At 71.5% G+C, this 19838-nt stretch carries 16 protein-coding genes; 7 read left to right on the top strand and 9 right to left on the bottom strand.

The window, feature by feature from the left end:
- Positions 1 to 8: 8 nt before the first annotated feature.
- Complete coding sequence (locus tag ACH4E7_RS00790) at positions 9 to 2195, bottom strand: MMPL family transporter (RefSeq protein WP_396246842.1); 2187 nt, start codon at positions 2193 to 2195, stop codon at positions 9 to 11.
- 152 nt (positions 2196 to 2347) lie between these two features.
- Here ACH4E7_RS00790 and ACH4E7_RS00785 point away from each other — a divergent pair, with 152 nt between their 5' ends.
- Positions 2348 to 2983 (top strand): TetR/AcrR family transcriptional regulator, encoded by a 636-nt coding sequence (locus ACH4E7_RS00785; RefSeq protein ID WP_396246841.1) that lies wholly within the window; start codon positions 2348 to 2350, stop codon positions 2981 to 2983.
- Between the two features lie 34 nt (positions 2984 to 3017).
- Here ACH4E7_RS00785 and ACH4E7_RS00780 read toward each other — a convergent pair whose 3' ends face one another.
- Positions 3018 to 3938, bottom strand: coding sequence for a LysR substrate-binding domain-containing protein (locus tag ACH4E7_RS00780; protein WP_396247132.1), 921 nt, complete (start codon positions 3936 to 3938; stop codon positions 3018 to 3020).
- Between the two features lie 219 nt (positions 3939 to 4157).
- Between ACH4E7_RS00780 and ACH4E7_RS00775 the strand changes: the two genes are divergently transcribed.
- Positions 4158 to 4709 (top strand): peroxiredoxin, encoded by a 552-nt coding sequence (locus ACH4E7_RS00775; RefSeq protein WP_030286645.1) that lies wholly within the window; start codon positions 4158 to 4160, stop codon positions 4707 to 4709.
- A 3-nt stretch (positions 4710 to 4712) separates the two neighbouring features.
- Complete coding sequence (locus ACH4E7_RS00770) at positions 4713 to 5243, top strand: alkyl hydroperoxide reductase (protein ID WP_396246840.1); 531 nt, start codon at positions 4713 to 4715, stop codon at positions 5241 to 5243.
- 194 nt (positions 5244 to 5437) lie between these two features.
- Here ACH4E7_RS00770 and ACH4E7_RS00765 read toward each other — a convergent pair whose 3' ends face one another.
- From ACH4E7_RS00765 to ACH4E7_RS00750, 4 genes are all read right to left on the bottom strand, one after another.
- On the bottom strand, positions 5438 to 7000 hold the full coding sequence (locus ACH4E7_RS00765; RefSeq protein WP_396246839.1) for an AI-2E family transporter: 1563 nt from the start codon (positions 6998 to 7000) through the stop codon (positions 5438 to 5440).
- 512 nt (positions 7001 to 7512) lie between these two features.
- On the bottom strand, positions 7513 to 8253 hold the full coding sequence (locus tag ACH4E7_RS00760) for a transglycosylase SLT domain-containing protein (RefSeq protein WP_396246838.1): 741 nt from the start codon (positions 8251 to 8253) through the stop codon (positions 7513 to 7515).
- Positions 8254 to 8703: 450 nt separating this feature from the next.
- The gene (locus ACH4E7_RS00755) at positions 8704 to 10038 is read right to left on the bottom strand and encodes a PhoH family protein (protein ID WP_396246837.1); all 1335 of its coding nucleotides are present in this window, start codon (positions 10036 to 10038) and stop codon (positions 8704 to 8706) included.
- 225 nt (positions 10039 to 10263) lie between these two features.
- Positions 10264 to 11058 (bottom strand): isoprenyl transferase, encoded by a 795-nt coding sequence (locus ACH4E7_RS00750; RefSeq protein ID WP_396246836.1) that lies wholly within the window; start codon positions 11056 to 11058, stop codon positions 10264 to 10266.
- A 373-nt stretch (positions 11059 to 11431) separates the two neighbouring features.
- Here ACH4E7_RS00750 and ACH4E7_RS00745 point away from each other — a divergent pair, with 373 nt between their 5' ends.
- Entirely contained in the window at positions 11432 to 13000 is a 1569-nt protein-coding gene (locus tag ACH4E7_RS00745) for a chitinase (RefSeq protein ID WP_396246835.1), read from the top strand.
- Between the two features lie 107 nt (positions 13001 to 13107).
- Here the strand turns inward: ACH4E7_RS00745 and ACH4E7_RS00740 are convergent, their stop codons facing one another.
- Positions 13108 to 13821 carry a prepilin peptidase gene (locus ACH4E7_RS00740; protein ID WP_396246834.1) on the bottom strand — a complete coding sequence of 238 codons (714 nt, stop codon included), beginning with the start codon at positions 13819 to 13821 and terminating at the stop codon, positions 13108 to 13110.
- Positions 13822 to 14080: 259 nt separating this feature from the next.
- Between ACH4E7_RS00740 and ACH4E7_RS00735 the strand changes: the two genes are divergently transcribed.
- Complete coding sequence (locus ACH4E7_RS00735) at positions 14081 to 15295, top strand: pyridoxal phosphate-dependent aminotransferase (protein ID WP_355670941.1); 1215 nt, start codon at positions 14081 to 14083, stop codon at positions 15293 to 15295.
- A 196-nt stretch (positions 15296 to 15491) separates the two neighbouring features.
- Positions 15492 to 16064, top strand: a complete 573-nt coding sequence (locus ACH4E7_RS00730) for an RICIN domain-containing protein (RefSeq protein WP_396246833.1) — start codon at positions 15492 to 15494, stop codon at positions 16062 to 16064.
- A 155-nt stretch (positions 16065 to 16219) separates the two neighbouring features.
- Here ACH4E7_RS00730 and ACH4E7_RS00725 read toward each other — a convergent pair whose 3' ends face one another.
- Complete coding sequence (locus tag ACH4E7_RS00725) at positions 16220 to 18046, bottom strand: phosphoenolpyruvate carboxykinase (GTP) (protein WP_396246832.1); 1827 nt, start codon at positions 18044 to 18046, stop codon at positions 16220 to 16222.
- Between the two features lie 285 nt (positions 18047 to 18331).
- Here ACH4E7_RS00725 and ACH4E7_RS00720 point away from each other — a divergent pair, with 285 nt between their 5' ends.
- Positions 18332 to 19024, top strand: coding sequence for a hemolysin III family protein (locus tag ACH4E7_RS00720; RefSeq protein WP_396246831.1), 693 nt, complete (start codon positions 18332 to 18334; stop codon positions 19022 to 19024).
- On the opposite strand, the gene ACH4E7_RS00715 is transcribed toward ACH4E7_RS00720, so the two are convergent.
- Positions 18995 to 19534, bottom strand: coding sequence for a hypothetical protein (locus ACH4E7_RS00715; RefSeq protein ID WP_396246830.1), 540 nt, complete (start codon positions 19532 to 19534; stop codon positions 18995 to 18997). The genes ACH4E7_RS00720 and ACH4E7_RS00715 overlap by 30 nt on opposite strands.
- Between the last annotated feature and the right edge of the window lie 304 nt (positions 19535 to 19838).

The raw sequence follows: 19838 nt of genomic DNA, 5'->3' as shown, positions 1-19838 counted from the left end.
AGGAGTCGTCACACCCCGGCGGGCTCCTTCGTCGGCCGCCGCTCCTCCAGCCGGGCGACCAGCTGCTCGCCCTCCATGTCGACCTTCGGCACGACCTTCTCCAGCCGCTTCGGGAACCACCAGGCCGCCTTGCCGAACAGCGCCATCGCGGCCGGCACCAACGCCATCCGCACCACGAAGGCGTCCACCAGCACGCCCACCGCGAGGGCGAAGCCGATCGGCTGGACGATCGGGTCGTGGCCGAAGACGAAGGCGCCGAACACCGAGATCATGATCAGCGCGGCCGCGGTCACCACCCGGGCGCCGCCCTTCACCCCGCCGACGACCGCCTCGCGCGGCTCCTTGCCGTGGACGTACTGCTCCTTCATCCCGGAGACCAGGAACAGCTCGTAGTCCATCGCCAGCCCGAACAGCACGCCGATCAGCAGGATCGGCACGAAGCTGACCACCGGGCCGACCTTGGGCACGTCGATCAGTCCGTCCAGCCAGCCCCACTGGTAGACCGCGACCACCGCGCCGAGCGAGGCCCCGATGCTGAGCAGGAAGCCGAACACCGCCTTGAGCGGCACCAGCACGGAACGGAAGGCCAGCGCCAGCAGCACCAGGGCGATGCCGACGATCACCGCGACGAACGGCGGCAGGGCCTGACCGAGCTTGGTGGAGACGTCGATGTTGGCGGCCGTGGTGCCGGTGACGGCGATGTTCGCGCCGGTCGCGGCCTTGAGCCCGGCGCGCTGGTCGCGGATCTCGTTGACCAGCGCCTTGGTGTCCGCGTGGTCCGGGCCGGTCTGCGGGATGACCGGCACCAGGGCGGTCCGGCTGGCCTGGTCGACGGTCGGCGGCAGCAGCGTCCTGACGCCCTTCAGGGTCTGCAGCTTCCCGGCCACGCCCTGCACCGCCTGCTCGGGCCGGGGCGAGTCATGGGTGTCCACGACGACCACCAGCGGTGCGTTGAAGCCGGGGCCGAAGCTCTCGCTGACCAGGTCGTACGCCGTGCGGGCGTCCGTCCCGGCGGCCTGCGAGCCACCGCCCGGCAGGCCGAGGTCGAGGCTCGCGGCGGGCACCGCGAGGGCGCCCAGCCCGGCCAGGCCGACCAGCAGCACGGGCAGCGGGCGGCGGACCACGAAGCGGGCCCAGCGCTCGCCCGCGGTGGTCCTGCCGTGCGTGGTCAGCGCCCGCTTCCAGACCGGCAGCCGGTCGATCGCGCGGCCGGCGAAGCCGAGCACCGCGGGCAGCAGGGTGATCGCGACCAGGACGGCGACCACCACGGCCCCGGAGGCGGCCAACCCCATCACGGTGAGGAACGGGACACCGGCCACGGCGAGCCCGGCGAGCGCCACGACGACGGTCAGGCCGGCGAAGACCACGGCGCTGCCGGCGGTCGCGGTGGCCCGGGCGGCGGCCTCCTCCGGTTCCAGGCCCTCGTCCAGGTTGCGGCGGTACCGGAAGAGGATGAACAGCGCGTAGTCGATGCCGACCGCGAGGCCGACCATCAGCGCCAGCACCGGCGCGGTGGTGATGATCTCGAACGAGCCGGTGAGCGCCAGCAGCCCGCCCATGGCCACGCCGACGCCGACCAGCGCGGTCAGCAGCGGCAGTCCGGCGGCGACCAGCGTGCCCAGGGTGATCACCAGCACCGCCCCGGCCACCACCAGGCCGATCGACTCGGAGCCACCCTCGATCTGGGCCAGCTTGTTGTAGGCGTCACCACCGAAGGCCACGTCCAGCCCGGCCGCGCGGACCGGTTCGGCGGCCGCCTTCACGGCGTCGCGCTGCTGGTCGGTGACCTCGGCGAGCTTGTGGTCGAAGGAGACCAGGGCGATCGCGACCTTCCCGTCCCGGGAGACGGCGCCGGTGGCGTAGGGGTCGGGCACTGCGGCCACGCCCGGGACGTGGGCGATCCGGGCGACGGCCTCGCCGACCGCCTTGCCCGCCCCGGGCGCCGCGATGCCGCCGGAGTCCTTGGCGACGAAGACGACCTGCGCGGAGCCGTGGCCCTGCGCCGGGAAGGTGCCCTTGATCTTGTCCAGGGTGCTCTGGGCCTCGGTGCCGGGGACCTTGAACTCGTCGCTGGTCTTGCCCGCGAAGGCCCCCGCGGCCCCGCCGATCGCGATCAGCAGGGCGATCCAGACGGCCAGCACGGCTCGCCTTCTCCGGAAGCAGTAGCGGCCCAGCCGATACAGGTACGTGGCCATGGGTTCCCTCGGTCGGATCGTCGGACAGGCGGCTGCCTGAGCGGACCCCTCCCACGGTAGACCCAAGTTTGTCGAGTGACAAAGTTGGCCGACAAAATCGACCGACACAGTTCAGCGACACAGTTGCCCGACCATGGCGCTACCCTGGCTGAATGGCTCATGTCCCCGCCTCCGAACGCCGACCACAGCTGGTCCGGGCTGCAATCGACCTGATGACCCGGGAAGGGGTCGCCGCCGGCAGCACCCGCGCGATCGCGGCCGAACTGGGCGTGGCACAGGCGACGGTGCACTACACCTTCGGCACCAAGAAGGACCTCTACCGGGCCGTCGTCGAGGAGGTGGCGGCCCAGTTCATCGACCAGGTGCGCGCCGCGTCCCCGGGCGACGGCCCGTTCGGCGAGCAGGTGCGCACCCTGGTGCACGCGCTCTGGGACGCCGCCACCGGCGAGGACGGGCGCTGCGTGCTGCTCAGCGAGTTCTCGGCGCTGGCGATGCGCGACCCGGACGTGCGGGAGATCATGCTCGGGCTGGACCACGCGATCGAGGGCACCGCCACCGAGATGCTCGCCGCCCTCGCGACCGACCACGGACTGACCTTGGCCATGCCCGCCCACGAGATCGCCGTCCACTTCCTCAACGGCTTCGACGGCCTGACGGCCCGCCACCTCACCCGGCACGCCTCCGGCGAGCCCGCCGACCCGGACACCCTGCGAGCGCTGGACCTGCTGGTGGCCACGACGGTCGGACTCTGCCTGGGTGCCCCGGCCGCGGTCGGCCGCGGCGCCTGAAGCCGTTCGTCGAAGGCGGGCTCCAGTACTGCGACTAGGCGACGATCCGGACCGGCAGTTCGACCAGCACCTCGCGCAGCGCGGCCGCGAAGCGCTCGTACTCCGCGCTGCGGGCCGAGCCCGGGCGGGTGGCCAGCCCGATCCGGCGGCCCGGCGCCGGCGCGGCGAAGCGGACGGCGGCCAGCCGGTCGGTGCGGCCGGCCTCGACGTCCAGCGCGGTCGCGGGCAACAGGGTCACCCCGAGGCCCCCGGCGACCAGCTGGACCAGGGTGGACAACCCGGCCGCGCGGGTGGTGGAGCCGGCCGGGTCGGCGCCGACCTCACGGCAGATGTCCAGCGCCTGGTCGCGCAGGCAGTGGCCCTCCTCCAGCAGCAGCACGTCCAGGTCGAGCAGCACGTCACGCGGGACGTCGATCCGCCCGGCGAGCGGGTGCCCGGGCGGGGTGACCAGGACGAAGTCCTCGTCGAACAGCGGGATGTCCCGGGTCGGCGAGGCCCCGCCGGCCGGCAGCGCGAGCAGCAGCACGTCCAGCCGCCCGGCGGCCAGGCCCTCCAGCAGCGAGGGGGTGCGCTCCTCGTGGACGTGCAGCTCCAGCTCCGGGAACCGGTCGCGCACCAGCTTCAGCACCAGGGGCAGCAGGTAGGGCGCGACGGTCGGGATCACGCCCAGGTGCAGCGGCCCGGTGAACGGCCGGCGGGCGGCCTCGACCTCCTCGGTCAGCGCCTGCAGCGAGGCCAGCACCCGACGGGCGCGTTCGTGCACCCGCTCCCCCAGCGGGGTGATGATCACCTTGCGCGTCGTACGCTCGACCAACTGCGCGCCCAGCGACTCCTCCAGCGCCGCGACCGCTCCGGACAGCGCCGGCTGGCTGGTCCCGGTCGCGGCGGCGGCCTCCCGGAAGTGCCGGTGCTCGGCCACCGCGACGAACGCCCTGAGCTGGGCGACCGTCGGCATCCGCGGGCTGCGGACCGGGCCACCCGCCACAGCCGGATCGGACTTGGCGGCGGACCTCCGGGCGGCGGGCCGGGACGTGGACGATTCAGTACTGATAGCAATCTCCGATCAGACACATCCAGTGTAGCTATTTCCCTGATCAGTCCACGATGTGGAATCGTGGAGCGTGTCCGGAATCCGGACAATCTCCCCTCAGTCTCATGTTCTGGAGAAGCGAACGTGCTCACGATCGGTGACAAGTTCCCCGAGTTCGACCTCAAGGCCTGCGTTGACCTGGACGCCGCGAGCGCCTTCGCCGACATCGACCACAAGACCTACGAGGGCAAGTGGAAGATCGTCTTCTTCTGGCCGATGGACTTCACCTTCGTCTGCCCGACCGAGATCGCCGCGTTCGGCAAGCTGAACGACGAGTTCGCCGACCGTGACGCCCAGATCCTCGGCGTCTCCGGCGACTCCGAGTTCGTGCACCACGCCTGGCGCAAGGACCACAAGGACCTGCGCGACCTGCCCTTCCCGATGCTGGCCGACATCAAGCACGACCTGATGCGCGCCTGCGGCGTCGAGGGCGAGGACGGAACCGCCCAGCGCGCCGTCTTCATCGTCGACCCGAACAACGAGATCCAGTTCGTCATGGTGACCGCCGGCTCCGTCGGCCGTAACCCCAAGGAGGTCCTGCGGGTGCTGGACGCCCTGCAGACCGACGAGCTGTGCCCGTGCAACTGGAACAAGGGCGAGGACACCCTCGACGCCCAGGCCCTCCTGGCGGGCTGACCCATGGCCCTCGACGACCTCAAGGCCGCCCTCCCGGACTACGCCAAGGACCTCAAGCTCAACCTGGGCTCGGTTATCGGCAACTCCGACCTCCCCGCCCAGCAGCTCTGGGGCACCGTGCTGTCCTGCGCGATGGCCACCCGCAGCCCCGGCCTGTTGCGTGAGCTGGAGCCCGAGGCCAAGGCCAACCTCTCCCCGGAGGCGTACACCGCCGCCAAGGGCGCGGCCGCGATCATGGGGATGAACAACGTCTACTACCGGACGCTGCACCTGCTCTCCGACAAGGAGTACAGCACGATGCGCGCCGGCCTGCGGATGAACATCATCGGCACCCCGGGCGTCGAGAAGGTCGACTTCGAGCTCTGGTGCTTCGCGGTCTCGGCCATCAACGGCTGCGGCCAGTGCCTCGACTCGCACGAGGCCGTCCTGCGCAAGGCCGGCGTCGATCGCGAGGTCATCCAGGCCTCCATGAAGATCGCCGCCGTCCTGCAGGCCGTGGCCGGCGTCCTCGACTCCGAGGCCGCCCTCGCCTGACGCACCCGGCACCCCGCCGACGGGCCCCTCCGCTTCCGGAGGGGCCTGTCGGCGTTTCCCCGCCCCGGGCATTGCCGACTCCGCCACAGTGCAAGGCGATCCGTGCACGACATGGCGGGCGCTCGCCCCGGTCTAGCGCACGCCGATCGGCCTGATGATCGTGGCGGTCTGCACGATCCTGTCCGACGCTTCGTCTAGTCCGTGGCGGGCTGAGTCGCCGGAGTCGCCGGCGCCGGCTGGGTCCCCGCCGTGCGTTCGGCGGCTTCGCGGGCGGCTTCGAGCGCGGTGAAGACGGCTTGGCCGGCCTCGTTGCGGCGGCGGAGGTGGGTGATCACGGTGTTGGTGACGGCGATCAGCGGGACGGCGACCACCGCGCCGCCGATGCCGCCGATGATGCCGCCGGCCGCGACGCCGAGGACCACGCCGAGGGGGTGGACCCGGACGGCCCGGCCGAGGATCAGGGGCTGGAGGATGTGGCTCTCGACCTGCATGACCACGATCAGGATCACCAGCACCATCAGCGCCGTCCACGGCCCCTGGGTGACCAGGGCGATCAGGACCGCGACGGTGCCGGTGATCAGGGCGCCGACCAGCGGGACGAAGGCCCCCAGGAAGATGATCACGGCCAGCGGCACGGCCAGCGGCACGCCGAGCAGCTCGATGCCGGTGCCGATGCAGACCGCGTCGATGAAGGCCACGCCGACCGTGCCGCGCACGTACGCCGTGAGGGTGATCCAGGCCTTGGGGCCGGCGCCGGCCATCGCGAAGCGGGAGTGCCGGGGCAGGCCGCGCAGCGCCCAGTTCCAGATCTTCGCCCCGTCGTAGAGGAAGAAGAAGGTGGTGAAGAAGGTCATCAGCAGCGCGGTCAGCACCTCGACGGCGATCTGCGCGCCGGTGATCGAGGCCGAGGTGAGCTGGTCGGTGTTGGTGGTGATGGCCTTGGTGATCTGGTTGGCGAAGTCGGTGATCTGCTGCTGGGTCAGGTGCAGCGGTCCGGTGACCAGCCAGTCCCGCAGCTGGTTGACGCCGGTCTTCACCTGGTTGGTGACGTCCGACAGGTTGGTGGTCACCTGCCAGACCACGAACCAGCCGACCAGCCCGATCCCGGCCAGACCGCTCAGGAACACCCCGCCCGCCGCGAGTGAGCGCGGCACCCCGTGCCGGCGCAGCCAGGAGACGGAGGGCTCCAGCAGCGCGGTGATCAGCAGCGAGGCCAGCACCGAGAAGGCGACCAGCCGCAGCATGTCGACGACGTAGAAGACGACGTACAGCGCGGCGCCGAGCAGCAGCAGCCGCCAGGTCGACTCGGCGGCCACGCGCAGTCCCCAGGGCACCGCCTCGGCGGGGGTGGCGGGCCGGCCCGGGTGGTACTCCCGACCGAGCCCGGCGTTCGTGGCGTTCGCGACGTTCGCGACGTTCGCGACGTTCGCGACGTTCGCGGCGTTCGCGGCGTTCGCGACGTTCGCAGCGGGTGCGGGCGGAGCGGCTGGGGCTGCCGGAGCCGCCGCCGCGGGCACGGTGGCCGCGGCCGTCGTGTTCGCGACGGGTTCGGCGGCCGGGGCCGAGTCGGCCCGCGGTACCGGGACCGGGACCGGGACCGGGACCGGTCCGGGCGCCTCGGCGAGGGCCGGGACGGGAAGCTCGTGCGGGTCGGTCGCCATCGCGGCGCGTCGGCGCCGTTCGATCACGGCGGCCGCGCTCGCCACCACGGCCATGCCCTTGGCCACGGCCTTGAAGGCCTTTCCGCCCCGCGCCATCCTCGCTACCGCCGCTTCCCCTCTGTGCCCGCCGAGTCCGGCGGTACGCCGTGGGTCCTGCCACGGCCGTCAGGGATGACGCTACCCGGCGTGGACCGGAGGAGTCCGCCCCCCAGGGGGTTCGATTCGATCCCCCCATTCCTCAAACTTGGACAAATCGCAGCATTACAGGTGGTTTCGTCCACACGCCGCTGGGGAGGAGTCCGAACGGGACACGCGGGTCATCCCGCTCGTCCCGGTCGAGCCAACCGCCGGCGGACCGGCCGGCGCGGGAAGCAACCAGGACCCCTTCCCGCGCCCCGCGTCCGCACCCAGGACCGCACCGCCCGCGGGCGCACTGGTCAGCGCAGCCCGGGCGGCGCGGCCCGCCTTTCCCGCCCACCCGCCCCCGGCGGCACCGCGACGGGGAAACGCCACGACCCCCGGCCGCTCGTCGAACGGGACGAGTGGCCGGGGGCCGTGGTGGGGTGCGCCGCCCGGGGGCGGCGGCCACCTTCAGAGCAAGGGGCGCCCTAGTACCAGTTGTGGGCCTGCCAGAACGACCAGGCGCCACAGGGGCTGCCGTAGCGGTCGTTCATGTAGTTGAGGCCCCACTTGATCTGGGTGGACGGGTTGGTACGCCAGTCGGCGCCGACCGAGGCCATCTTGGAGCCGGGCAGCGCCTGGACCAGGCCGTACGCGCCGGAGCTGCTGTTGGTCGCGGTGTAGTCCCAGCCGCTCTCGCGCTTCACGATCTGGCTGAAGCACTGGAACTGGGTGTCGTTGCCGACGATCTGCCGGGCCATGTCCTGGACGGAGCCGGGGCTGACCGAGACGGGCGGCGCGCTGCTGTCCACCGCGGTCATCGCCGAACGCGCCTTGGAGCGGTTGGCGGCGGCGTCGGCGGCGGCGCGCTGGTCGGCGGCGGCCTTGGCGGCCTTGTCCGCGTCGGCCTTGGCCTGGGCGTCGGCCTTCGCCTGGGCGTCCGCGGCGGCCTTCTGGCGCGCGGCCTCCTCGGCGGCCTTCTGCTCGGCGGCGGCCTTGGCGGCGGCGTCGGCGGAGGCCTGCTGGGCGGATGCCTGCTGGCCGATGTTGTCACTGATGGTCTGCGCCTGGGCGCTAGAGGGGACTTCGGCAAGCAGGGTCGCGCCGGCGACGTCGACCGTCTGCATGGTCTTGCCCTCGCTGCCCGAGGCCATACCCACGACGGCACCGACAGCGGTGACGGCGGTGGCGGAGGCCACAGCAACTCCCCGGACCGAGATCCGAGTCACATGGTTTCCTTCCAGCATCGCCCATGCGTGACCGTACGGGCGCAACATGCCCCTTGGCACGGACCTCCGCAGATGCTCTGGTCACGGGAGGTGCTGGCCCGGCGTCCGGCCGAGGTGAGGCGACCGGGCGTTGGAATCGGGCGGCGTACGGCTCGTCGGTCTTCAATTGTGCGTCCACCGACCGGAGTTGGCGGACTTTCCGGGGCCGGACTTCCGGGGTCCGGAAGCCCTGCCGCGCCGTACGCGGGGCCTGACAGAACCCTCACCATGCCGCACCGGGCACTGTCGACGCAATTCCCGCTCGCGTGGCGCATGTCACATTCATCGCGCGGGAGTTCTTCGGACAGAAAGCACTCGATGTGATGAAAGGGACAAGGCCCGCTCCATCAGGAGCGGGCCTCGCACCGCAAGTTGACCTTATTGTCCGACTATGTCCCGGTCAGGGACGATTCACGGGTGGATGTCCTCCAGCATCTCCGTGACCAGCGCCGCGATCGGCGAACGCTCCGAGCGTGTGAGCGTGATGTGGGCGAAGAGCGGATGACCCTTCAGCTTCTCCACCACCGCCACCACACCGTCGTACCGGCCGACCCGGAGGTTGTCCCGCTGCGCCACGTCGTGGGTGAGCACCACCCGCGAGCCCTGGCCGATCCGGGACAGCACCGTCAGCAGGACGTTCCGTTCCAGCGACTGGGCCTCGTCCACGATCACGAAGGCGTCGTGCAGCGAGCGCCCCCGAATGTGGGTCAGCGGCAGGACCTCCAGCATCCCCCGGGCGATGACCTCCTCGATCACGTCCGGGGTGGTGACGGCGGACAGGGTGTCGAAGACCGCCTGCGCCCAGGGGCCCATCTTCTCCGCCTCGGTGCCCGGCAGGTAGCCGAGTTCCTGGCCGCCGACCGCGTACAGCGGCCGGAAGACCATCACCTTGCGGTGCTGCCTCCGCTCCAGCACCGCCTCCAGCCCCGCGCACAGCGCCAGCGCCGACTTCCCCGTGCCGGCCCGGCCGCCCATCGACACGATGCCGATGTCCGGGTCGAGCAGCAGGTCCAGCGCCACCCGCTGCTCGGCGCTGCGACCGCGCAGCCCGAACGCCTCGCGCTCACCGCGCACCAGCCGGACCCGCCCGTCGCCGGCGACCCGGCCGAGCGCCCGACCGCGCTCCGAGGTGAGCACCAGTCCGGTGTGGACCGGCAGCTCGGCGGCCCCGTCGATGTCCACCGCGGCGTCATGGCCGGCCGCGAACAGCGCGTCCACCTGGTCGGCCGCGACGTGCAGCTCGGACATGCCCGTCCACCCGGAGGTGATCGCGAGCTCGGCCCGGTACTCCTCGGCGAGCAGGCCCACCGAACTGGCCTTGATCCGCAGCGGGAGGTCCTTGGAGACGACGGTGACGTCGTAGCCCTCGGCCTGCAGGTTGCGGGCGACCGCCAGGATCCGGGTGTCGGCCTCGCCGCCGCCGGCCCGGTAGCCGACCGGCAGTATCGAGACATCCGAGTGGTTGAGCTCGACCCGGATCGTCCCGCCGAGTTCGCCGACCGGGATCGGCTCGTCGAGCCGGCCGTAGCGGATCCGGTAGTCGTCGAGCAGTCGCAGCGCCTGGCGGGCGAAGTAGCCCAGCTCCGGGTGGTGCCGCTTGGCCTCCAACTCGGTGACGACCACCACCGGGAGGACGACCTCGTGCTCCTCGAAGCGGGTCATGGCGAGAGGGTCCGCGAGGAGCACGCTGGTGTCGAGAACGTACGTGCGCCGGTCTGGTGTCCGGCGGCTCTTGGAACTGACCACTAGGCCTCCAGAGCGGATGACCCTGCGTCATCCGCGGCATGCCGGCCCCCGCTGCCCCGGTGGCCTCGGGGCCGGACTGACTGGAGTATTCCCAGGCGAGGAGCGGTGCATTCGCGCCCCCGGCGAACTGACGGATCATTGCCGGTGAACGTTTGGCCTCGTGCGGAGCCCGGGTAGGCCAGCCCTACGGCGGTCATTCCAGGGGGTTGGGGCCCAGCGGCGGGCCTAGAGCCCCATCCGCCGGTGCCGCTGCTCGAACGCGCGCAGGGCGCGCAGGAAGTCGACCTTGCGGAAGGCCGGCCAGTAGGCCTCGCAGAAGTAGAACTCGCTGTGGGCGCTCTGCCAGAGCAGGAAGCCGGAGAGGCGCTGCTCGCCCGAGGTGCGGATGATCAGGTCCGGGTCGGGCTGGTTGCGGGTGTAGAGGTGCTCGGCGATGTGCTCGACGGTCAGGATCTCGGCCAGTTCCTCGATCGAGGTGCCGCGGCCGGCGTGCTCCTGGAGCAACGAGCGGACGGCGTCGGCGATCTCGTGCCGGCCGCCGTAGCCGACCGCGACGTTGACGGTGATGCCGTCGATCGCGGCGGTCTCCTCGGCCGCGCGCTTGAGCACGTCGGCGGTGTGCTGCGGGAGCAGGTCCAGCGCGCCGACCGGGTTGACCCGCCAGCGGCGGGCGGCGGCCAGGCCGGTGACGGCGTCCTCGATGATGCCGAGCAGCGGGACCAGCTCATCGGCCGGGCGGTCCAGGTTGTCGGTGGAGAGCATCCACAGGGTGACGACCCTGACGTGGGTCTCGTCGCACCAGCCGAGGAACTCGCTGATCTTGTCGGCGCCGCGCTGGTGACCGTACGCGGTAGAGCCGCCGGCGGCCTTGGCCCAACGGCGGTTGCCGTCCAGGATCACGCCGATGTGGCGCGGGGTGCGGCCGAGGTGGACCTCGACCCGGCGGCCGTACAGCCGGTACATCCCGCCCAGCAGGGTGCGCAGCCCCGGCGTCCGTTCGGCGACATCGCGCAGACCCATTTCTCCCAGCCCCTCCGTGCTCGTTCAGCTGGTGCGTCACCGCACCGGCGCAGCCTACTCCCGCGCGCTGGCGCACGGTAAAGCCGCAGGTAGCGGTCTGGTCACGGTCCTGTGCGAAGTCTGTCGCGGCGCGCGTGTCTGGGGGTCCGCCGGGCCGGAACCGGCATGGACACGGAATGGTCTCCGGATCCTTAAAGAATCCGTAAGCCGACGGCCCGATGCTTGACGGCCAGCAATGGTCTAGTCCAGCTTTTGACCCGGGACGACCGCGTTCCCCCGCGTCCCGCAAGGCTCACACCGGACCTCCCCTCCCCCACACGCGGCCGCCGCGCCCCCCACCGCGGCGGCCGCTCCTCCCCGAGGAGCGTCACCCATGGCCCGTACGCCGAACCAGCCCGCCCACAAGCGCCGGCGCAGCCCCCTCCCGGCCGTCGCGGCCGGTGCCACCGCCCTCGCCCTGGCCGGCGGCGGCCTCGCCCTCTTCGCCGGCGCGGCGGTCGGCAACCTGGTCGCCAACGGCGGCTTCGAGAGCGGACTGGGCGGCTGGTCCTGCACCGGCGCCGCGACCACGGTGTCCTCGCCGGTCCACTCCGGCACCGGCGCGCTGCGGGCCACCCCGGGTGCGGGCGACACGGCCGAGTGCACCCAGACCATCAGCGTGCTGCCCAACACCAGCTACACCCTGAGCGCCTGGGTGCAGGGCCCCTACGTCTACCTCGGCGCGCGTGGCACCGGTGGCTCCGACCCGTCCACCTGGTCGAACCAGAACAGCTGGAACCAGCTGTCCACCACCTTCACCACCGGGGCGAACGCCACCAGCGTCACGGTCTACCTGCACGGCTGGTACGGGCAGAGCGCCTACCTCGCCGACGACGTCGCGCTGGTCGGCCCGGGCGGCACCCCCACCCCGTCGCCGACGGCCACCCCCACCCAGACCCCGACCCCGACGCCGACGGCCACCGCCACTCCCACGGCGACGCCCACCCAGACCGCCACGCCGACCCCCACGGCCACCCCGACCCCGACCACCCCGCCGACCACCGGCCTGCCCGCCCACGTGGTCACCGGCTACTGGCAGAACTTCGACAACGGCTCGACCCCGCAGCGCCTGAGCGACGTGCAGAACGCGTACGACATCATCGCGGTCTCCTTCGCCGACGCCGTGCCGACCCGGACCGGCGCGATCGGCTTCACCCTGGACCCGGGCCTGTCCAAGGCGCTCGGCGGCTACACCGACGCCCAGTTCCGCGCCGACATCAAGGCCAAGCAGGCTGCCGGCAAGAAGGTCATCCTCTCCATCGGCGGCCAGAACGGCGCGATCACCGTCGGCGACGCCACCGCCGGGGCCGACTTCGCCGACAGCGCCTACGGGATCATCAAGGACTACGGCTTCGACGGCATCGACGTCGACCTGGAGAACGGCGTCCAGGCCGGCCCGCTCGGCGACGCGCTGCACGCCCTGCAGGCCAAGGTCGGCCCCGGCTTCGTGCTGACCATGGCCCCCGAGACCATCGGGATGTACAGCACCTCCGGCGCCTACTTCCAGCTGGCGCTGAACACCAAGGACATCCTGACCGTCGTCAACACCCAGTTCTACAACTCCGGCGGCATGAACGGCTGCGACGGCAAGGTCTACAACCAGGGCACCATCGACTTCATCACCTCGCAGGTCTGCACCCACATCCAGGGCGGCCTGCGGCCCGACCAGGTCGGCATCGGCGTCCCCGCCTCCGGCAAGGCGGCCGGCGGCGGCTACGTCGACCCGTCGGTGGTGAACAACGCGCTCAACTGCCTGGCCACCGGCAACACCTGCGGCAGCTTCGTGCCGCCGGCCAAGTGGCCCACCATCCGGGGTGCGATGACCTGGTCCACCAACTGGGACGCCGACAACCACAACGCCTTCTCCACCACGGTCGGCCCGTTCGTCCACAAGATGCTGTGAGGCACTCCGGGACGTGACTCCCCTCGGCGCGCGGCTCCGTGAGGGTGGGGCCCGCGCACCGACGGCGGGGCCCGTCGTACCGATTCCGGTACGACGGGCCCCGTCCGCTATCCGGCCAGTACCGCGATGAGGGCGCCGAGCAGCAGGAACGGGCCCACCGGGACGTCCCGGCCGCGCACCTCGCGGCGGCGGGCCAGCGCGGCGACGACCAGCAGGGTGGCCCAGAGCCCGGCGAGCACCATCGCGGCGAACAGCCCGCCGAGCGCGACCGGCCAGCCGTACCAGCCCAGCAGCCCGCCCAGGGCGAACCCGAGCGGGGAATCGCCGGGGCCCAACGCCTTCGCCCAGACGGCGAGTTCGAGCAGCATCCCGACGGTCAGCGCGGCCAGCAGGCAGCGCACCAGCACCCCGGGGCGTCCCTCGGCCAGGGCCGCCGCCGCCAGTAGTACGGCGACCCCGGCGAGCAACGCCAGGTTCAGCAGGTGCGGCAGCCGGCGCACCCGTGCGTCCACGAAGCCGAGTGCCACACCGAGCGCGCCGGCCCAGCCCAGGGCCATCGTCTGCGGCCCGTCCGCCGCGTACGCCACCGCGACCGCGACCGCCGCCGCGACCGCCTCCACCGTCCCGGCGCCGGCGCCCAGCCGCCCCCGGCAGCCCGGGCAGCGCCCGGTCGGCGGCAGCAGCCGCACCGCGCGCCCGCACAACGGGCAGGCGTCGCACCAGGGTTCGCCCTCGGGAACGGCGAAGTAGGCGATCAGCCCGCGCAACGGCGGGGCCACCAGGAGACCGACCAGCACCGCCACGGCCACGACCGGCACCACCGGCGCACCCCCTCCTCGATCCGACGTACCGGCCACATCCTCCCGCGCCGGGCGACCGGGCGGTGTGCCCTCCGTCTCGTTCCGAGCAGAATCCCGCCCGCGCTCCTCGCATACGGGACCATTCCGGACATCCGACCATCGGTTTGGAAGGCGTCCGAATGCTCCTGCCTGCCGATCCAAGGAGGCCGCTCGGGACGCTTTCACCCATGCCCCAGGACACCCGACGCGGGGCCCCGGCGTGCCCCTAAAGTAAGCAGTCATGCAGGTCATCCAGTCCAGCAAGCTCGCCAATGTCTGTTACGACATCCGCGGCCCGGTGCTCGACGAGGCGATGCGGCTGGAGGAACAGGGCCACCGCATCCTCAAGCTCAACACCGGCAACCCGGCCACCTTCGGCTTCGAGGCGCCCCCGGAGATCCTCCAGGACATCCTGCGCAACCTCGCGAACGCGCACGGGTACGGCGACTCCAAGGGCCTGCTCGCCGCACGCCGCGCGGTGGTCATGCACTACGAGGACCGCGGCCTGCACGGGCTCTCCGTCGACGACGTCTTCCTCGGCAACGGCGTCTCCGAGCTGATCCAACTGGCCATGACCGCGCTGCTGGACGACGGCGACGAGGTGCTCGTCCCGGCGCCGGACTACCCGCTGTGGACCGCCTCGGTCTCGCTGGCCGGCGGCACCGCCGTGCACTACCGCTGCGACGAGCAGGCCGAGTGGTACCCGGACCTGGCCGACATCGAGGCCAAGGTCACCGACCGGACCCGGGCCATCGTGGTGATCAACCCGAACAACCCGACCGGCGCGGTCTACCCGCGCGAGGTACTGGAGGGCATCGTCGAGATCGCCCGCCGGCACCAGCTGGTGGTCTACGCGGACGAGATCTACGACAAGATCCTCTACGACGACGCCGAGCACGTCCCGCTGGCCACCCTGGCCCCGGACCTCTTCTGCGTCACCTTCAACGGACTGTCCAAGGCCTACCGGGTCGCGGGCTTCCGCTCCGGCTGGATGGTGCTCTCCGGCGACCGCAACCGCGCCCACAGCTACGTCGAGGGCCTGACCGTGCTGGCCTCGATGCGGTTGTGCGCCAACATGCCCGCCCAGCACGCGGTGGCCGCCGCACTCGGCGGTCGGCAGTCGATCCGCGACCTGGTGCTGCCCGGTGGCCGGCTGCTGGCCTCCCGCGACGCCGCCTATGAGCTGCTGAACCAGATCCCGGGGGTCAGCTGCGTCAAGCCCAAGGGCGCGCTGTACGCCTTCCCGCGGCTGGACCCGAAGGTCTACAAGATCAAGGACGACGCCCAGATGGTGCTGGACCTGCTGCGCTCCCAGCGCATCCTGCTGGTCCAGGGCACCGGCTTCAACTGGCCCGAGCCGGACCACTTCCGGCTGGTCACGCTGCCCCGGGCGGAGGAGATCACCGACGCGGTGACCCGGATCGGCGACTTCCTCAGCGGCTACACCCAGCCGTGACCTCCCGCTTGATCAGGAGAGACCGACCCGGGAGTAGTATTCCCGCGCGTCGGCGGCCCGGGTACCTCCCCAGGTCGTAGGGGGACGGGCCGGTCGGCGGTGTGCCGTGGCCCGGGCCGACGCGGACACCGGGGCGCTCCACCGCCCGGAAGGCTCCGCTCCCCGCTCCCACTTCTCCGCAAGGGACCGGTCCGCCTTGACCATCCGCATTCCGCTCACCCGCGCCCGCGCCGCCGCCGCCGCGGCCGGCGCCGGCGCCGCCGTCGCGCTGGCCGCCGCCCTGCCGGCGACTCCCGCCTCCGCCTACAGCGGCGGCTTCCGCATCCCGACGTCGAGCACCGTCGTGAACGCCCACTCCGGCAAGTGCCTGGAGATCGCCGACTGGCGCACCGACAACGGCGCCCCCGCCCGCCAGTGGGACTGCACCGGCGGCGCCAACCAGCGGTGGGACTACGTGTCCGACAGCGGCGGCTTCCGCCTGGTGAACCGTTTCTCCGGCAAGTGCCTGGAGATCGCCGACTGGAGCCGCGACTACGGCGCCCCCGCCCGCCAGTGGGACTGCACTGGCGGCTGGAACCAGCACTGGAACTACTCCGGAAGCATCGGCTCGCACAACGAGCTCGGCCTGTCCAACCTGAACTCGGCCTTCCTGCTGGAGATCGCCGACTGGCGCACCGACAACGGCGCCCCCGCCCGCCAGTGGCCGGGCTCCACGGTGGGCGTCTGCCAGGGCAACCAGGCCTGGATCACCGCCATCACCCGGCTCTGAACAACCTGCTCCGAAAAATGCTACGGCCGGAGTCCCGCTCCGGACGATCTCCTTGGTCGGGGAAAGATCGTCCGGCGGGGCTCCGGCCGTCCTGTCGCTCGGACGGTGCGCAGTTCGTGCGGCGCACCGCCCTCTGTCATCGCTGAGGCTCAGGCTCAGCCGAGGCGCGCGACCAGGCTCCGGTACTCGTCCCACAGCTCCTTCGGGGTGTGGTCGCCGAACAGCTCCAGGTGGGCCGGCACCAGCGCGGCCTCCTGGCGCCAGATGTCGGCGTCCACGGTGAAGAGCAGGTCGAGGTCCTCCTTGGACAGTTTCAGGTCACCGAGGTCGAAGCCGTCGACCGTCGGCAGCACGCCGATCGGGGTCTCGACGCCCTCGGCCGTGCCCTCCAGCCGCTCGACGATCCACTTGAGCACGCGGCTGTTCTCGCCGTAGCCGGGCCAGACGAACTTGCCCTCGGCGTTCTTGCGGAACCAGTTGACGTAGTAGATCTTCGGCAGCTTGGCGGCGTCCGCCTGGGCGCCGACCTTCAGCCAGTGGGCGAAGTAGTCCCCCATGTTGTAGCCGCAGAACGGCAGCATCGCGAACGGGTCGCGGCGCAGCTCGCCGACGGCGCCCTCGGCGGCGGCGGTCTTCTCGGAGGCGATGTTGGCGCCGAGGAAGACACCGTGCTGCCAGTCGAAGGACTCGGTCACCAGCGGGACGGCGGTGGCGCGGCGGCCGCCGAACAGGATCGCCGAGATCGGCACGCCCGCCTGGTCCTCCCACTCCGGGGCGATGGTCGGGCACTGCGCGGCCGGGACGGCGAAGCGGGCATTCGGGTGGGCGGCCGGGGTGCCGGACTCCGGGGTCCAGTCGTTGCCGCGCCAGTCGATCAGGTGCGCCGGGGGCTCCTCGGTCAGGCCCTCCCACCACACGTCGCCGTCGTCGGTGAGGGCGACGTTGGTGAAGACGGTGTTGCCCCAGAGGGTGTCGATGGCGTTGGCGTTGGTGTCCACGCCGGTGCCGGGGGCGACGCCGAAGAAGCCGGCCTCGGGGTTGATGGCGTACAGGCGGCCGTCGGCGCCGAAGCGCATCCAGGCGATGTCGTCGCCGATCGTCTCGACCTTCCAGCCCGGGACGGTCGGCTGGAGCATGGCCAGGTTGGTCTTGCCGCAGGCCGACGGGAAGGCGGCCGCGACGTACTTGGCCTCGCCGGACGGCGGGGTGAGCTTCAGGATCAGCATGTGCTCGGCCAGCCAGCCCTCGTCGCGGGCCATGGTCGAGGCGATGCGCAGCGCGTAGCACTTCTTGCCGAGCAGGGCGTTGCCGCCGTAGCCGGAGCCGAAGGACCAGATCTCCTTGGTCTCCGGGAAGTGCGAGATGTACTTGGTGCTGTTGCACGGCCACGGCACGTCCGCCTGGCCCTCGGCCAGCGGGGCGCCGACGGTGTGCACGGCCTTGACGAAGTCCCCGTCCTCGCCGAGCTGGTCGAGCACGGCCTGGCCCATGCGGGTCATCACGCGCATCGACACCGCGACGTAGGCGGAGTCGGTGATCTCGACGCCGTACGCGGCCAGCGGGGAGCCGACCGGGCCCATCGAGAAGGGCACGACGTACATCGTGCGGCCCTTCATCGCGCCGCGGAACAGGCCCTTCTCGCCCTGGAAGACCTCCCGCATCTCGGCGGGGGCCTTCCAGTTGTTGGTCGGGCCGGCGTCCTTCTCCTGCTCGGAGCAGATGTAGGTGCGGTCCTCCACGCGCGCCACGTCCGTCGGGTCCGAGGCGGCGTAGTAGGAGTTGGGGCGCTTCTCCTCGTTGAGCTTCTTGAAGGTGCCCTGAGCCACCAGCAGGTCCGCGAGGCGCTGGTACTCCTCGTCGGAGCCGTCGCACCACTCGATGCGGTCCGGCTGGGTGAGCTCGGCGATCTCGCTCACCCAAGCGAGCAGCTGCTTGTGGCGGGTGGGCGCGGATGCGCTGAGAGCAGAGATCTCGTACGACACGATCGCTCCGTTTCACGCCGACTCGGCGAGGAGGCGGCGTTGCGGGGGTCTGAAGGTGCTTGCAGCGTAGCCCCGGCCTCCGGGCCTGAATGCGGCGCAGAGGCGAAATTGACGCATCTTTTACTACAGTAAGTACGATTACCGGCCAGTAGCAGGTCGTTCACACCCCGGCCGGAGTGCGCGGGACCACACTCCAAACACTCCAAAACGTCTAAGAGTGACGATCGCCACTTCATTACGCGCCAGTAACCTACGGATCCGTAGGTAGCGGGTAACATGCTGTGCATGACTGCTGCCGCGCTCGCCGAGCGCCTCGCGGAGGACCCTGCAGAGAACAGGGAGAGCAAGCCGAAGTGGCGCGGCTGGCTGCACGCCGGGATGTTCCCCGCCACGGTCGCGGCCGGGATCGTGCTGATCTGCCTGGCCGACTCCACGCCCGCCAAGGTCGCCTGCGCGATCTACTCGGTCAGCGCCTGGCTGCTGTTCGGGGTCAGCGCGGTCTACCACCGCTTCGACTGGGGCCCGCGCGGGGACGCCGTGCTCCGCCGGCTGGACCACGCGAACATCTTCCTGATCATCGCGGGCACCTACACGCCGTTCACGATCCTGCTGCTCAAGGGCGACAGCCGACAGGTGCTGCTCTGGGCGGTCTGGGGCGGAGCGCTCGCCGGGATCGCCTTCCGGGTGTTCTGGGTCGGCGCGCCGCGCTGGCTGTACACGCCGGTGTACATAGCACTGGGCTGGGCCGCCGCGTTCTTCCTGCCGGACTTCCTGCGCACCGGCGGGGTGGCCGTCCTGGTGCTGATGATCGTCGGCGGGGTGCTCTACAGCATCGGCGGCGTGGTGTACGGGCTCAAGCGGCCCAACCCCTCACCGCGCTGGTTCGGCTTCCACGAGGTGTTCCACGCCCTCACCCTCGGGGCCTTCATCGTGCAGTACGTCGGCGTCTCACTGGTGGCGTACAGCACGGCCGGCTGAACCCGGCGCGTTTCGACGGGCGGTCGTACGGTCCACGGACCGGACGGCCGCCCGTTCCGCTGTCCAGGGCCGCTCGTACGGCGCCCGGTCCTGCTGGCGGCGCGGGTACGGCTGGCGGTCGGCCGCGCCGGACTCCGGCTGCCCGGCCTGGGCGAGCTCGGCCGACTCCGACGCGCACTCCGGCTCGGGCTCCGGGCGCACGGCCTTCGCGCCCCGCCCGCGCGCCTGCCGCGCGTCCAACGCCTCGCGCGCCCGGCGGCAGCGCTCACAGTGCGCCGCGTCCGGGGTGCCGCGCAGCCGGCGGTGCCCGGCCGGGGAGGGCTGCCGGTGCAGCGCGCGCCAGCGGCGGCCGACGTACACCATGAGCAGCAGCACCTCGACCCCGGCGACGCCGAGGACCAGCGCGGCGCCGTTGATCAGATAGGCGGCGACCACGGCCAGCGCCGAGCTCACCACCGCGGCCGCACCCCACATCTGGGCACTCGCCTGCCTGTCGTCACTGTCGGCCACTTCGGCTTCCCCTTTCCCGGCGCCGGGCTCGTGGTCGGCTCCTGCCGCCCCACCCCTTCTCCGCTCTCGGCACACGTCGGCCAGCACTGACCGATTGCCACATGGTATCTACCGACAGTCACCCGGGACTGCCTCCAGGCGGCGAACGACAGATCAACGTTGCGTCAATTCCATGTGCGGAAGCAGCACTTCCAGGACACGTCACGGAGTGCGTCCGTGCAATCACAGGCCTACTGTCCGGAATCGAATTGACGGTCACCATCTTTTGAGAGTTACTGTCATTTGACAGAGACTTCCCTTCGGA

The organism is Kitasatospora sp. NPDC018058, assembly GCF_044327205.1.
GTDB lineage: Bacteria > Actinomycetota > Actinomycetes > Streptomycetales > Streptomycetaceae > Kitasatospora.
The sequence above is the reverse complement of the archived record's forward strand: the minus strand, read 5'-3'. Positions and strand labels throughout refer to the sequence as shown.